Below are 13234 nucleotides of genomic sequence, written 5' to 3'. Positions count from 1 at the left end.
GCTGCTGGGTATCCTCGATGGCGTGAAACAGGATGAGATCGACGCGCTCGTGCCCCGCTGGAAAGAGGCGGGGCTGCCGTCGTCGCTCATCGCCACGCTGGAGCTGGGCAAGCGGGTCACCCGCCTCAACCTACTGTTCGAGCAGGCGATCAAGGCTGAGCTGTCGGAGCTGGGGCTGACCTACGCCGAGTTCGACGTGCTGACGACGCTCAACCGGGTCGACGATCCGCCGTACCGGATGAAGCCGAGCGAGCTGTCGAAGTCGCTGATGCTCACCTCGGGCGGCATCAGCAACGTGCTGCAGCGGCTGGCGGCGGCCGGATACGTCGAGCGCGAGGCCGATCCCGGCGACGCGCGCAGCCGCTGGGTCCGGCTGACGGACGAGGGCCGGCGCCAGGCCAGGACGGCCCTCGAAGCCTCGACCAGGGCCCACACCGAGATCACCGCGGCGCTGCCGGAGGAGACGGTGCGCCAGGCCGCCGACGCACTCCGCGAACTGCTGATCCACGTGGGCCGCCGCCGCTTCCGCTGAGCGCCCGCCCCTGGGTGCCCGGCCTTGGGTGCCCGGCCTTGGGTGCCCGGCCTTGGGTGCCCGGCCTTGGGTGCCCGGCCTGACCAGCGCCCCCCCGATGGGCGTCCGCCCGATGAGGACGGCCTGCTCGCGCTCCTGACCGCGACCGAAACATGAATCTTCTACGCGTTCCCCGGGAGCGCCCGCCGACCCGCCGTTCTCCGCGTGATACGGCCTGAGCAGGGCGGAAACCCATACGGGCGGACATCGGGAGCCCTAACCTGTGGGGTGTTGGGACCGATCCAGGAGGCGTCACGCCTATGTCCGAAATAGCCACCGGGCAAATGGTCAGGCTTCAGCGCGAACGGCGGGGCATGAGCACCACCGCGCTGGCCACCCAGTCCGGGTGCACCCCCAGGCACATCGAGCTGATCGAGCACGGCAAGCGAACACCGTCGCTGCCGCTGCTCAGGGAGATCGCCAAAGTGCTCGGCGTCCGCACCGCGGTCCTCTTAGGCGAGACCCCGCGCGACTCCCATGAGCCCAGCAGGCCGCAGATCGGCGACATCGAGCGGGCCCTGTTCACGTGCCGGTCGCTGGCGCCCGACATCGAGCCGCCCGACGCCGAGCAGCTCGCCGAACGGGTGGCCGCGGCGCGCAGCGCCTGGTTCACCTCGACCCGCCGCTACTCGATCCTCATGGCCGCGCTGCCCTCCCTCGTCACCGACGCCGAGAACCTGGTGCTCGATCACACGCCGAGCTCCTACCGTGTGGCGACGGACGCTTACCTGCTGGCCAGGGGGGTGCTGAAGCACCTGCGGCGGGTGGATCTGTCGCATCTCGCGGCCGACCGGGCCATGCGCTTCGCCGAGGAGTCCGAGGACGCGCTGATGATCGCGTGGGCGTACTGGAACCTCGGACAGTCGATGCTCTCCGACGACATGCACGAGATCGCGTACGACGTCGGCCGGCGCGGCATCGAACTGCTCGAACCGCACGTCGCCGACGGCGACGATCGCCATCTCAAGGCGCTCGGCGCGCTGCACCTGCTCACCGCGATCGGCGAGGCCAGGATGGGCGACGACGACGGGGCCAGGGAACGTCTGCGCGGGCCCGCCGCGCGGCTGGCCGAACGCGTGGACGACGCCTCGGCCGACTACGACCTGGCCTTCTTCGGGCCCACCAACGTCGCCATCCACGTCGCCAGCATCGAGCACGACATCGGCCGCCCCGAGGCGGTGCTGCGCCTGGCCGACGACATCGACCTGCGGCGCACGCCGTCCATCGAGCGGCGCGCCACCCACCTCGGCCATGTCGCCCGCGCCTGCGAGGACCTGGGCGACGACGCCGCCAGCCTGCTCCACCTGCTGCGGATCGAGCGGGAATGCCCGGAGGAGCTCGACCACAAGCTGCTGCTGCGGGAGATGGTCAGGTCACTGGCGCGCCGGGCGCGGCCGTCGTGGGCGCCTGAGGTCCGCTATCTGGCCGAACGGCACGACATCCCCATCTGAGGCATCCCCGGCTGACGTACGAACTGGGAGTTCGGTCATCGCGAACGGGGAGATCTTTCGCCCGAGTTCGTCACGCACAGGCGTTCACATGCCACTGTGCGTTCATGTCTAGTGCGCCGAGTGCCGACTTCGTCATGGAACACCTGCTGCAGGAGGCGAACCGCGAGTTCTCCGGATGGACCTTCGAACGGGATCCGTCCGGCTGGACCGCCGTCCGTGGCGACGTACGTCTCACCAGGCCCAGCCTGGCGGCCCTGCGGGCCCTGCTGCGCGTGCACCGGGCGGCGCGGACGAGATGAGCGGCCCGTCCCCGGGCCGGGGCGGGCTCGGGGACCGGGGCGGAAAAAGGCCGGGCGCGCCGGTCGATCGGCGCGCCCGGCCCTTGACGGCCGTGAGGTCACAGCGTGGGCAGGAAGCCCACCCGCTCGCGGACGAGAGCCATGGTCTCCTTGGCCACCGCGGCGGCGCGCCCGGCGCCGATCGCCAGCAGCCGGTCCAGCTCGGCCTCGTCGGACAGCAGCTTCTCGGTGCGCTCCCTGATCGGCGAGAACGTCTCCACGACCGCCTCAGCGACGTCCTTCTTGAATGTGCCGTAGCCCTGACCCTCGTAGCGGGCGACCAGCTCGGGGATGGGCGTGGTGGTCAGCGCGGACAGGATGCGCAGCAGGTTGGAGATGCCGGGCTTGTTCTCCTCGTCGAAGAGGACCTCGGAGCCCGTGTCGGTCACCGCGCGCATGACCTTCTTGCGCAGCGGCCCCGGCTGCTCCAGGACGTCGAGGATGCCCGCCGGGCTGGAGGACGACTTCGACATCTTCGCCGTCGGGTCTTGGAGGTCGGTGATCTTCTCGACCTCCTTGAGGATGTGCGGCTCCGGCAGCGTGAACGTGTCGCCGAACCGGTGGTTGAAGCGCTGCCCCAGGTCACGGGTGAGTTCGAGGTGCTGCTTCTGGTCGGCGCCGACCGGGACCCGGTTCGCCTGGTAGAGCAGGATGTCGGCGGCCTGGAGGATCGGGTAGGTGAACAGCCCGACACTGGCCGCGCTCTCGCCGAACTTGGCCGACTTGTCCTTGAACTGCGTCATCCTGGCGGCCTCACCCATGCCGGTGAGGCAGATCAGCACCCACGCCAGCTCGGTGTGCTCGCGCACGTGCGACTGCACGAAGACGGTGGAGCGCTCGGGGTCGAGCCCCGCGGCGAAGAGCTGGGCCGCGGCCACCCGGCTGCGGCGGCGCAGCGCGGCGGGCTCGGTCGGCACGGTGATCGCGTGGAGATCGACCACGCAGTAGAACGCGTCGTGGGTCTCCTGCAAGGTGACCCACTGGCGGACGGCACCCAGGTAGTTGCCCAGATGGAAAGAGTCCGCCGTGGGCTGGATGCCGGAGAGTACACGAGGTCTGGCCATAGCAGGCAATTGTGTCAGGAATCCTGGTCGGGCGGCGACTCGGTCACCGGTCGGCGTTTCACCCGTACCCGGGCGATTCGGCGGCCGTCCAGCTCGGTGACGGTCAGTTCGAACCCGGCCAGCTCGACCCGTTCCCCCTCCTCCGGAAGGTGGCCCAGCATGGCCATGACGAAGCCGGCCAGCGTCTCGTAGGGGCCGTCCGGGAGCCGGATGCCGGTCTCGGTGGCGAAGTCGTTGAGGTTCGTCAGGCCGTCGATCTCGATCTCGCCGGCGGGCAGGACGACGACGTCCTCCTCGATGTCGTACTCGTCCCTGATGTCGCCGATCAACTCCTCGACCAGGTCCTCCATGGTGACGATGCCGGCCGTGCCGCCGTACTCGTCCACCACGATGGCCAGGTGCTGGCCCTCGTCGCGCATCTCGTTGAGCGTGGAGAGCAGGCGCTTGGAGGCGGGCACGAACTTGGCCGTCCTGATCGGCACGACCGCGCTGATCGGCTCGATCCGCCCGATCAGCTCCGGGTCGAGCAGGTCGCGTACGTGGACAAAGCCGACCACCTCGTCGTAGGAGCCGCGATAGACGGGAAAGCGTGAGTGCGGGAGCGTGGCGGCCAGCCGGGCGGCCTCGTTCAGCGGCGTGTCGGCCTCCATGAACTCGACCTCCGTGCGCGGCAGCATCACCTCGCGCAGTTGCCGCTTGCCGGCGGCGAACACCTCACCGATGAGCTTGCGCTCGTCGGCGGTCAGGTCGGTGTGCCCGACCACCATGTCACGCAGTTCCTCGGTGGTGACCTCCTCGCGGTCGGCGTTCGGATTGCCGCCGAGCAGCTTGACCACGCCGTCGGTGGACTTCGACAACATCCAGATGATCGGGCGCGACAGTGAGGCGATCCGGTCGAGGAAGGGCGCCACGTACAGGGACAGGCCCTCCGCCCGTTGCAGGGCCAGCCGCTTGGGCGCCAGCTCGCCGAGGACCAGCGACGCGTACGAGATGGCCAGCGTCACCAGCACCAGCGCCAGGACGGGCGCCACGGCCTCGGGCACGCGCCAGCCCGTCAGCACGGGGACGAGCTGCGCGGCCAGCCGGTCGGCGCCGAACGCGGCCGACAGCATGGTGGCCACGGTCACGCCGATCTGCACGGCCGACAGGAACCGGTTGGGATCGCGGGCGAGCTTGGCCACGCGCTCGCCCCTGCGCCCGCGCTGCGAGAGCTTGCGGACCTGGCTGTCACGCAGGGAGACCATGGCGATTTCTGCGGCGGCGAAGAAGCCCCCGATCAGGATGAAGAGCAGGACCAGGGCGATGTTGGCCGCGACGGTGTCAAACATGGTGGTTGGCAGCGTACTCGCCGGGTTTCCCGCGTATGCTGAACGGCAAGCCGTACAAAATCAAACATATTTGAACAGGAGTGAACATGAGGCTGCTGGTCACCGGTGGTGCCGGATATGTCGGCAGTGTCGTCGCCGCGCAGCTCGTCGAGGCGGGACACGAGGTGACCGTGCTCGACGACCTGTCGACCGGGCACGAGGACGCGGTCCCGGAGGGCGCCAGGTTCGTCCGGGCCGGCATCCACGAGGCCGGGCCCGCGCTCGCCGGCGTGGACGCGGTGCTGCACTTCGCGGCCAAGTCGCTGGTCGGCGAGTCGGTGCAGAAGCCGGGGCTCTACTGGGCCAACAACCTGGGCGGCACGCTGGCGCTGCTCGACGCCATGCGCGACGCGGGCGTGGGCTCGATCGTGTTCTCCTCGACGGCGGCCACGTACGGCGAGCCCGAGCGCTCCCCGATCGAGGAGGACGACCCGACGCGCCCGACCAACCCCTACGGCGCCTCGAAACTGGCCGTGGACACGGCCCTGAGCGCCTACGCGGGGCTGCGCGGGCTGGGCGCGGTGAGCCTGCGCTACTTCAACGTGGCGGGCGCCTACGACCGCTTCCGCGAGCGGCACGCCGTCGAGACCCACCTCATCCCCAACGTGCTCAAGGTCGCGACCGGCGAGCGCGAATCGGTGAGCGTGTTCGGCACCGACTACCCGACGCCCGACGGCACCTGCGTGCGCGACTACGTCCACGTGTCCGACCTGGCCAGGGCCCACCTGCTGGCGCTCGGGGCGATCACGCCCGGCGAGCACCGGATCTACAACCTGGGCAACGGCACCGGCTTCTCCGTGCAGGAGGTGATCTCGGTCTGCCGCGAGGTCACCGGGCACGAGATCCCGGCCGTCGTGGGCGAGCGGCGCGCCGGCGATCCGGCCGTCCTGGTCGCCTCGTCCGCGCGGATCCAGCGTGAGCTGGGCTGGAAGCCCGAACGGGCGTCGCTGCGCGACATCGTCTCCGACGCCTGGGGAGCGCTTTCCGGGAAATGAGCCATACGGCGGGGCAATGTGTGCTGTGATATCGAAATGTGAGGAGCTTTTCACCAAGGGTCACGAAGCTGATCTTCGGCGGGCTCATCGTGGCCGCCAGCCTCCTGGCCGCGGCCGGCGTGATCTTCGCCACCCCCCAGTCCGCCGCGGCGATCCTGCCGTGGCCCTGCGACGAGGCGAGCCCCGGATGAACGGCGCCCGCACTGCCGGGCCGACCCGCCGTACAGCAGGTACAGCAGAACGCGCGCGCCCCCGCCGACGGGACGCGCGCGCTCGATGGAACGTGGGGACCGCTCAAATAAGGCCCAGCTCCTTGACCGCCTGACGCTCCTCCTCCAGCTCGCGCACGCTGGCGTCGATGCGCTCGCGGGAGAAGGCGTCGATGTCGAGGCCCTGGATGATCCCGAACTTGCCGCCCGCCGCCCTGACGGGGAAGGACGAGATGAGGCCCTCCGGCACGCCGTAGGAGCCGTCGGAGACCACGGCGGCGGAGGTCCACTCGGTGCCGTTGACCCAGTCGTAGACGTGGTCGATCGCGGCGTTGGCGGCCGAGGCGGCCGACGAGGCGCCGCGGGCCTCGATGATGGCGGCGCCGCGCTTGGCCACCGTCGGGATGAACGTGCCGCTCAGCCACTCGGACTCGACCTGCTCGGCCGCGACCTTGCCGCCCACCTCGGCGTGGAACAGGTCGGGGTATTGGGTGGCGGAGTGGTTGCCCCAGATCGTCATCTTCTTGATCTCGGTGACCGGCACCTGGAGCTTGGCCGCCAGCTGCGACAGCGCGCGGTTGTGGTCGAGCCTGGTCATCGCGGTGAAGCGGTCGGCCGGCACGTCGGGCGCGTTCTTCTGGGCGATGAGCGCGTTGGTGTTGGCCGGGTTGCCCACGACCAGGACCTTGATGTCGTCGGCGGCGTGCTCGTTGATCGCCTTGCCCTGCGGGCCGAAGATGCCGCCGTTGGCGCCGAGCAGGTCGCCGCGCTCCATGCCGGCCTTACGCGGCATGGCGCCGACCAGCAGGGCGACGTTCGCGCCGTTGAACGCGACGTTCGGGTCGTCGGTGATCTCGATCCCGGACAGCAGCGGGAACGCGCAGTCGTCCAGCTCCATCGCGGTGCCCTCGGCCGCCTTCACCGCCGCGGGGATCTCCAGCAGGCTGAGCTTGACCGGCACGTCGGCGCCGAGCAGCTGCCCCGACGCGATGCGGAAAAGCAGTGCGTAGCCGATCTGGCCGGCAGCTCCGGTGACTGTCACCTTGACCGGTACCTTGACGGGCGCAGTGGCTGACGACGCCATGGCCTTCCCCTAACTCGCAGCGTGATTCATTGACGTTGGGGATGTTACCCGCTCGTCATCAGCAGGTTTCCATCGCGGGCACTTTCAGCTCCGCTTTGAACTCGACCTTTCCGAAATGGCTGGTCAGGAGCTGCCCGACCACGCCCTTGGCGTAGAGGTCGGCGATCACCGCCTTCACCGCCTTGCAGGTCTTCACGTCGCCGTCCCTGATCCCGACGGCGTAGCGCTCGTTGGTCAGCTTCGCGCCGAGGATCTTGTACCGCAGGTTCTCCCTGGCCGCGAAGCCGGCCAGGATCAGGTCGTCACCGGGCACCGCGTCGACCTTCCCGCTCCTGAGCAGGTCCATGCAGGCGGCGTAGTCGCTGGCCACCACCGGCACGACCTTCACCCGGTCCTGGACGGCGCCGACCGACGGGCTGTTGGGCGCGCAGATGCGCTTGCCCTTCAGATCGCCGAGCTCGTCGATCCCGGCGCCCGCGTGCACGAGGAGGTCCTGGTGGGCGAGGTAGTAGGGGCCGGCGAACTGGGTGTCGCTCTTGTCGATCGAGTAGGTGGCGACGATGAGGTCGGTCCCGCCGTCGGCCAGCGACGACGCGCGGTCGTCGCGTCCGACCCTGACGAACGTCGTCTGCCTGGCCCCCAACCCCGTCGCCAGGCGTTTGGCGATCTCGACGTCGAAGCCCTGGAAAGCGTCGCCGTTCTGCAGCCCGACGCCCGGCAGGTCGCCCTTGACGCCGATGACGATCTTCCCGGTCTGGGCCACCTTGTCCACGACCGAGGACAGGCCGGAGCCGGAGCCCGTGTTGGACGTGCGCTCCGGGGTCGTGTCGCCGGTGAAGGCCAGAGGGCTCCAGCCGTTCATGACCAGCGCGATCGCGGCGGCGGCCAGCAGCGCGAGCGCGGTGAGCACACCCAGCCACACCCGCGCCCGCCGGCTGCGCTCGGGCCCGGCGGGCTCGGCCATCGGGTACGGCGGCCCGCCTCCGTCCTGCGGCGCGGGGCCGGCGTACGGCGCGCCCACCTGCCCCGAGGGTCCGGTGAGCGGAGCCGATCCCGTCTGCCCGGTCGTGCGGTGCTCCTGCTGCTGCGCCGGTGAGCCGTGCGTGGTCAGCTGGGACAGCCCGCCACGGGCCTGGGCGTGCGGCACGGGTCCGCCGCTCGTGGACGACGGCGCCGCACCCGCACCGGTCTGGGACGGCGGCGCCACGGTGCCCTGGCGGCCCGGCTGCTCCGTGATCGAGCCGGCCGACACCCTGGTGAACGGCGTGGTGTCGTCGCTGGCCACCTGCACGCCCCGGGTCAGCACCGCCGTGGAGGCCCCGACGGTGGACGCCTGGCCGAGCAGCCGCAGCAGGATCTGGTCGGCGGAGGGGCGTTCAGCCGGCGACTTCGCCAGCGCCGAGCGCACCACGCTCTGCAGCGGCTCGTGCATCATGCCGACGTCGACCTCGTGGTTGAGGATCCGGTTGAGCACCATCGCGATGGACTTGCCCTCGAAGGCCACCTCCCCGGTCGCCGCGAAGGCGATGGTGGCGCCCCAGGAGAACACGTCGGTGTAGGGCCCGATGTCGTCGCCGGCGATCTGCTCGGGCGCCATGTAAGCGGGGGTGCCGATCGCGCGGCTGGTGATCGTGCCGGTGGAGTCGATGATCCGGGCGATGCCGAAGTCGACCACGCGCGGCCCGTCGGCGGCGATCAGCACGTTGTCGGGCTTGAAGTCGCGGTGGACGATCGAGGCGTGGTGGATCGCCGTGAGCGCGGTGGCGGTGCCGATGGCCAGCCGGTCGAGCACGGTGCCGGTGAGCGGGCCGTCCTCCTCGATGATCTCGCGCAGGGGCCGGCCGTCGATGTACTCGCTGGCGATGTACGGCGTGTCGCCGTCGAGATCGGCCTCCATCACCCGGGCCGTGCAGAACGACGCCACCCGCTGCGCCGCCTTCAGCTCCCTGGCGAACCTCGACCTGGCGATGGTGTCACCGCTGAACTTGACGTGCAGCAGCTTGATCGCGGCCCGCTCGCCCTTGTCGTCGACGCCCAGGTAGACGATGCCCTGGCCGCCCTCCCCGATCCGCCCGGACAGCCGGAAGGACCCCAGCTCGGTGGGATCGCCGGCGACCAGCGGCGAGATCTGCGGCATTCGTCATCCCCACGTGTACTGAACCCCATCGACGCAAACTTTACGACGCTCAGCAACTTCACAGGGATCCGTTAATGCTTCGTGACGTCACGGCTTCGACTCTTTCGCGCACGGCTTCGTCATTTTCGCAGGAACGAAGGGAACTTTTCCCGCGATTCCGCAAGCATGGGTAAGCGAGCCCTTGCGTCCGGCCCGCTTCTCGACCAGCCTCGGGATCATGGACGAGCGCCCGTACGACATCGTGCTCTTCGGCGCGAGCGGATTCACCGGCGAGCTGACCGCCCGCTACCTCGCGCGGGCCGCCCCGCCGGGCGCCCGGTGGGCGCTGGCCGGGCGTGACCCGGCCAAGCTGGAGCGGCTCGGGATCGACGCGCCCATCCTGCGCGCCGACGCCACCGACCCGGCCTCGCTGGCGGAGCTCGCCCGGCGGACGCGCGTCGTGGCGAGCACGGTCGGCCCGTACGTCGTGCACGGCGAGCCGCTCGTCGCCGCCTGTGCCGACGCCGGCACGCACTATCTGGACCTCACGGGCGAATCGGAGTTCGTGGACCGCATGTACGTGCGCCACCACGAGCGGGCGGTCATGAGCGGCGCGAAGCTCGTGCACGCCTGCGGCTTCGACTCGATCCCGTACGACCTCGGTGTCCTGCACACCGTCGGCCTGCTCCCCGAGGGCGTCCCGCTCAAGGTCAGCGGCTTCCTGCGCGGCAACGGGCGGCCGTCGGGCGGCACGCTGGCCAGCGCCCTGTCCGTGCTCGGCCGGGCCGGTCAGGCCGCGCGGGCGGGCGCCCTGCGCCGCGCCGCCGAGCCCAGGCCACCGGGCCGCCGGGTGAGCGCCCTGCCGGGCGGCCTGCGCTACGTCGGCGGCTGGGCGCTGCCGATGCCGACCATCGATCCGCTCATCGTCGGCTACTCCGCCCGGCTGCTCGACCGCTACGGCCCCGACTTCACCTACCGGCAGCACTACGCGGTCAGGACCCTGCCCGCCGCCGTGGCCACGGTGGCGGGCGCGAGCGCGTTCGCCGCGCTCGCCCAGGTCCCGCCGGTACGCGACCGCGTCCAGGCCCGCCTGAAGCCCGGCGAGGGCCCTTCGGCCGAGCGGCGGGCCAGGAGCTGGTTCAAGGTCACGTTCCTGGGCGAGGGCGGCGGCGAACGCGTGATCACGCAGGTGGCGGGCGGCGACCCCGGCTACGACGAGACGGCCAAGATGTTCGCCGAGTCGGCCCTCTGCCTCGCCTTCGACGACGTGCCCGCGCGGGCGGGCCAGCTCACGACGGCCTCCGCCATGGGCCGGCCCCTCATCGAGCGCCTGCACCGCGCGGGCGTGACGTTCACCACCAGATCCTGATCCCGGTCAGTAGGGCAGGCTCCAGGTGGTGAACGACTTGCGCAGGTACGGCGCCTTGTACTTCGGATAGGCCACCGTGCTCACGTCACCGTCGGAGGTGTAGCGCATGTCCGGGTTCTTCTTGAGCCAGTCGAGCCAGGCCTCCGAGCAGAACTGGGCGCAGTCGCCCTTCTTCTCCATGGCCTTGATCCGCGGGATGCCCGCCGCGTCGTACGACTTGCTGAACGGCGCCGGCGCCGGCGTGTACCCGGCCAGGAACGCGCCCTGGTGGTGGTACTGCTTGCCCTTCAGCGCCCATTCCTTCTTGCTCGGCTGGTTGCCGTAGGGCAGCGCGATCGTGGTCGGGTTCAGGTAGGCCAGCGAGCTGATCGTCTTGCCGATCGTCCCGATCTGCTCCTCGACCTCCTGCTTCGAGCGTCCGCGCAGGTTGAGGTGGTCGCGCGTGTGGTTGCCGATGTCGAAGCCGTTGTCCTTGAGCCAGAGCAGCGCCTGGGCCTGCTCCTCACGCACGGTCTTGCCGAACATGTCGCGCGTCACGTAGAACGTCGCCTTCGGCTTCCAGCCCGGATGCTTGGCGGCCACCTCCCGCAGGATCGCGACCGCGGTGTCCTTCTGCGGCTCGCCCATCTCGTTCAGGGTGAGCTGGGAGGGCGAGGAGTCGTCGAACGTCAGCACCACGGGGTGCTTGCCCGCCGGGATGTCGATCTTCCCGGCCGCCAGCTCGGCGGCGGTGATCGGCACGTAGTCCTCTCTGACCAGCCGCTCCAGATCCGCCCTGAACTGCGCCGGCGACCGGTCGTCCGTGGTCTGCGGCTTCGGCACGATGCGGTGCCACATCAGCACCGGGATCTGCCCCAGCTCGTTCGCCCTGACCGCCGCGGCGGCCTTCACCTTGGCTGCCTTGCCGGCCTTGAGCTTGGCCGCGGCCTGTGCCTTGGTGTCGGGCAGCTTGGCGGTCTCCGGCTCCGAGTCGCACCCTGTCAGGATTGCGGCGGCCGCGAGCACCCCTAGCCCACTCAAAATACGCAGTCGCATCCGAACCCCCCGAGACGCGCACGACTGTTGTGAGGTGCCTCATACCCAACTGATCAACTACGGCACGCCTGCCGTACCGTCAAGACATGGGAAAAGGCCCGGGGCGCCCTTCCCCGGCGTCACGTCACCTCTCGGCGACGCGCCGGCGGAACTCGGCGGTGGCGGCCTGCATCACCCGGTCGAGCTCCTCCAGCTCGTCCTCGGCCGGCTCCCTGCGCAGGTGCACGTTGACCGCGAAGTCGCCGTCCTTGAGGTCCACCTCGAGGTCGGCGAGCAGATCCCGCGGCAGCCTGCCGAGGACGAACTCCCTGAACGCCGCGGCGATCACCTCGGGCATGTCGCCGCAGCCACACGAGCGGCCCTCCATGATGGCCCCCAGATGGCCGCGCCCCACGAGCGCGTCGGGATGCGCCACGTCGAGCGTGCTCAGCCCGGCCTCCACGATCGGACGGGCCTCCTCCAGCCGCTCCTGGTGCTGGAGGAACAGGCCGAGCGCGATGCGTACGCGCCCCAGCGTCTCCGGGTCGCCGCTGTCCTGCGCGGCGGACAGCGCCTCGCGCAGGCACCGCTCCGCCTCGTCCGGCAGCTCCGCCTCAGACAGCGCCAGCTCCCAGTTCCGTAACACCTGGGAGACCAGATCGGCCCGGCCCAGGCTCTGCGCCCGGACCAGAGCCTCGGCATACGTGCGGAGCGCGCCGTCGAGGTCACCGGCATCGCTCTGCGCCATCGCCAGGCCGAGCTCGGCCATGAGCGCCTCCTCACGCATGCCCTGCCGGTGGTAGGAGGCGAGCACCTTCCTGATCGCCGCGACGCGGTCCACGCCGTGGTCGTCCCGGCCGTGGTTGGCCAGTTGGGAGAGCGCGTTGAGCGTCGCCTGGTGGTCCGGGCCCAGGCGGGCTTCCATGGCCTCGGCCAGCAGGGACAGCACGGCGCCGTCGGTCTCCGGATGCTCGCCGGTCCGGTTGAGCACGGCCAGCGCCACGTTCTCGACGACCTCGTCCGGCAGCTGCTCCAGCGTGACGAAGGCGGGCTCGTCGCCGCCGGCGGTCGTCACGATCGTGGCCCGCAGCGCCAGCGCGGTGGCGAGCCGCTCGTGACCGCCGCGCCAGAAGTTCTGGATCGCCTCCTCCACGCTCTCGCGGGCCGCGCGCAGGTCGCCGCGCCTGAGCTGCACATCCGCCAGCGGCTCAAGACCGAACGCGTAACCCGGGTGCTCGCGGCCGTAGAAGGCGAGCCGCTCCTGCGCGTTGGCGCGCAGTTCCGTCTCCGCCTCGTCGAGGCGCCCCAACCTGCCGAGCACCATGCCGAGGTTCATCCGGTACGTCAGGCGGTCCTTGTGCGCTTCCGGATCATCAGGCATCGGACCGGAACAGGCGGCCCGGTAACAATCGACCGCTCTGGCCGGCTGGTCCGAGTTGAGCAGGACGTTACCGAGATCACACTGCACCGACGCCCACTCGGGGCTGCCGGCGCCGTACGTGCGCGTGACGTCCTGGAGTTCGCGCACCATGACCTGCTCGGCGTCGACCAACCGGCCCTCCCGCACCAGGGCGAAGGCCATGTCGAGCGACGAAGATGATGTTGACATGGCGCAGGAGCATATAGATCAGCAGCGGCAGAAAAATGCGAAACGGC

At 70.3% G+C, this 13234-nt stretch carries 12 protein-coding genes; 6 read left to right on the top strand and 6 right to left on the bottom strand.

From position 1 onward, the window contains the following. Positions 1-22 precede the first annotated feature (22 nt). The 3 genes from AB0C28_RS39365 to AB0C28_RS39355 all read left to right on the top strand — a co-directional run bounded on the left by AB0C28_RS39365 (position 23) and on the right by AB0C28_RS39355 (position 2321). Positions 23-532 (top strand): MarR family winged helix-turn-helix transcriptional regulator, encoded by a 510-nt coding sequence (locus AB0C28_RS39365; protein WP_357847720.1) that lies wholly within the window; start codon positions 23-25, stop codon positions 530-532. Between the two features lie 323 nt (positions 533-855). Beyond that, positions 856-2022, top strand: a complete 1167-nt coding sequence (locus AB0C28_RS39360; RefSeq protein ID WP_357847722.1) for a helix-turn-helix transcriptional regulator — start codon at positions 856-858, stop codon at positions 2020-2022. Between the two features lie 104 nt (positions 2023-2126). Further along, a complete protein-coding gene (locus AB0C28_RS39355; protein ID WP_346109640.1) occupies positions 2127-2321 on the top strand; it encodes a hypothetical protein in 195 nt (64 codons plus the stop codon). A 98-nt stretch (positions 2322-2419) separates the two neighbouring features. Here the strand turns inward: AB0C28_RS39355 and trpS are convergent, their stop codons facing one another. Then, positions 2420-3424, bottom strand: coding sequence for a tryptophan--tRNA ligase (gene trpS / locus AB0C28_RS39350; protein WP_346109641.1), 1005 nt, complete (start codon positions 3422-3424; stop codon positions 2420-2422). A gap of 14 nt (positions 3425-3438) precedes the next feature. Then, on the bottom strand, positions 3439-4752 hold the full coding sequence (locus AB0C28_RS39345; protein ID WP_357847725.1) for a hemolysin family protein: 1314 nt from the start codon (positions 4750-4752) through the stop codon (positions 3439-3441). A gap of 86 nt (positions 4753-4838) precedes the next feature. Between AB0C28_RS39345 and galE the strand changes: the two genes are divergently transcribed. Both galE and AB0C28_RS39335 read left to right on the top strand, forming a co-directional pair. Next, the gene (galE, locus tag AB0C28_RS39340; protein WP_357847727.1) at positions 4839-5786 is read left to right on the top strand and encodes a UDP-glucose 4-epimerase GalE; all 948 of its coding nucleotides are present in this window, start codon (positions 4839-4841) and stop codon (positions 5784-5786) included. A 38-nt stretch (positions 5787-5824) separates the two neighbouring features. Continuing rightward, on the top strand, positions 5825-5977 hold the full coding sequence (locus tag AB0C28_RS39335; protein ID WP_357847729.1) for a hypothetical protein: 153 nt from the start codon (positions 5825-5827) through the stop codon (positions 5975-5977). Positions 5978-6080: 103 nt separating this feature from the next. On the opposite strand, the gene AB0C28_RS39330 is transcribed toward AB0C28_RS39335, so the two are convergent. Beyond that, on the bottom strand, positions 6081-7079 hold the full coding sequence (locus AB0C28_RS39330) for a malate dehydrogenase (protein WP_358080446.1): 999 nt from the start codon (positions 7077-7079) through the stop codon (positions 6081-6083). Between the two features lie 58 nt (positions 7080-7137). Further along, positions 7138-9216, bottom strand: a complete 2079-nt coding sequence (locus AB0C28_RS39325; protein WP_357847733.1) for a transporter substrate-binding domain-containing protein — start codon at positions 9214-9216, stop codon at positions 7138-7140. A gap of 217 nt (positions 9217-9433) precedes the next feature. Here AB0C28_RS39325 and AB0C28_RS39320 point away from each other — a divergent pair, with 217 nt between their 5' ends. Beyond that, entirely contained in the window at positions 9434-10564 is a 1131-nt protein-coding gene (locus tag AB0C28_RS39320; RefSeq protein WP_357847735.1) for a saccharopine dehydrogenase NADP-binding domain-containing protein, read from the top strand. Between the two features lie 6 nt (positions 10565-10570). Here the strand turns inward: AB0C28_RS39320 and AB0C28_RS39315 are convergent, their stop codons facing one another. Further along, a complete protein-coding gene (locus AB0C28_RS39315) occupies positions 10571-11584 on the bottom strand; it encodes a polysaccharide deacetylase family protein (protein WP_358080444.1) in 1014 nt (337 codons plus the stop codon). Between the two features lie 139 nt (positions 11585-11723). Continuing rightward, positions 11724-13187 (bottom strand): tetratricopeptide repeat protein, encoded by a 1464-nt coding sequence (locus AB0C28_RS39310; RefSeq protein WP_358080442.1) that lies wholly within the window; start codon positions 13185-13187, stop codon positions 11724-11726. Positions 13188-13234 lie beyond the last annotated feature (47 nt).

The sequence above is a fragment of the Nonomuraea sp. NPDC048892 genome, from assembly GCF_040649735.1.
In the GTDB taxonomy this organism is placed as follows: domain Bacteria; phylum Actinomycetota; class Actinomycetes; order Streptosporangiales; family Streptosporangiaceae; genus Nonomuraea; species Nonomuraea maheshkhaliensis.
This window is presented reverse-complemented; position numbering and strand designations above follow the sequence as displayed.

Coding starts and splice junctions, on each gene's coding strand:
- AB0C28_RS39360 (WP_357847722.1), top strand. CDS start 856: ATGGTCAGGCTTCAGCGCGAACGGCGGGGCATGAGCACCACCGCGCTG.
- AB0C28_RS39355 (WP_346109640.1), top strand. CDS start 2,127: ATGTCTAGTGCGCCGAGTGCCGACTTCGTCATGGAACACCTGCTGCAG.
- trpS (WP_346109641.1), bottom strand. CDS start 3,424: ATGGCCAGACCTCGTGTACTCTCCGGCATCCAGCCCACGGCGGACTCT.
- AB0C28_RS39345 (WP_357847725.1), bottom strand. CDS start 4,752: ATGTTTGACACCGTCGCGGCCAACATCGCCCTGGTCCTGCTCTTCATC.
- galE (WP_357847727.1), top strand. CDS start 4,839: ATGAGGCTGCTGGTCACCGGTGGTGCCGGATATGTCGGCAGTGTCGTC.
- AB0C28_RS39330 (WP_358080446.1), bottom strand. CDS start 7,079: ATGGCGTCGTCAGCCACTGCGCCCGTCAAGGTACCGGTCAAGGTGACA.
- AB0C28_RS39325 (WP_357847733.1), bottom strand. CDS start 9,216: ATGCCGCAGATCTCGCCGCTGGTCGCCGGCGATCCCACCGAGCTGGGG.
- AB0C28_RS39320 (WP_357847735.1), top strand. CDS start 9,434: ATGGACGAGCGCCCGTACGACATCGTGCTCTTCGGCGCGAGCGGATTC.
- AB0C28_RS39310 (WP_358080442.1), bottom strand. CDS start 13,187: ATGTCAACATCATCTTCGTCGCTCGACATGGCCTTCGCCCTGGTGCGG.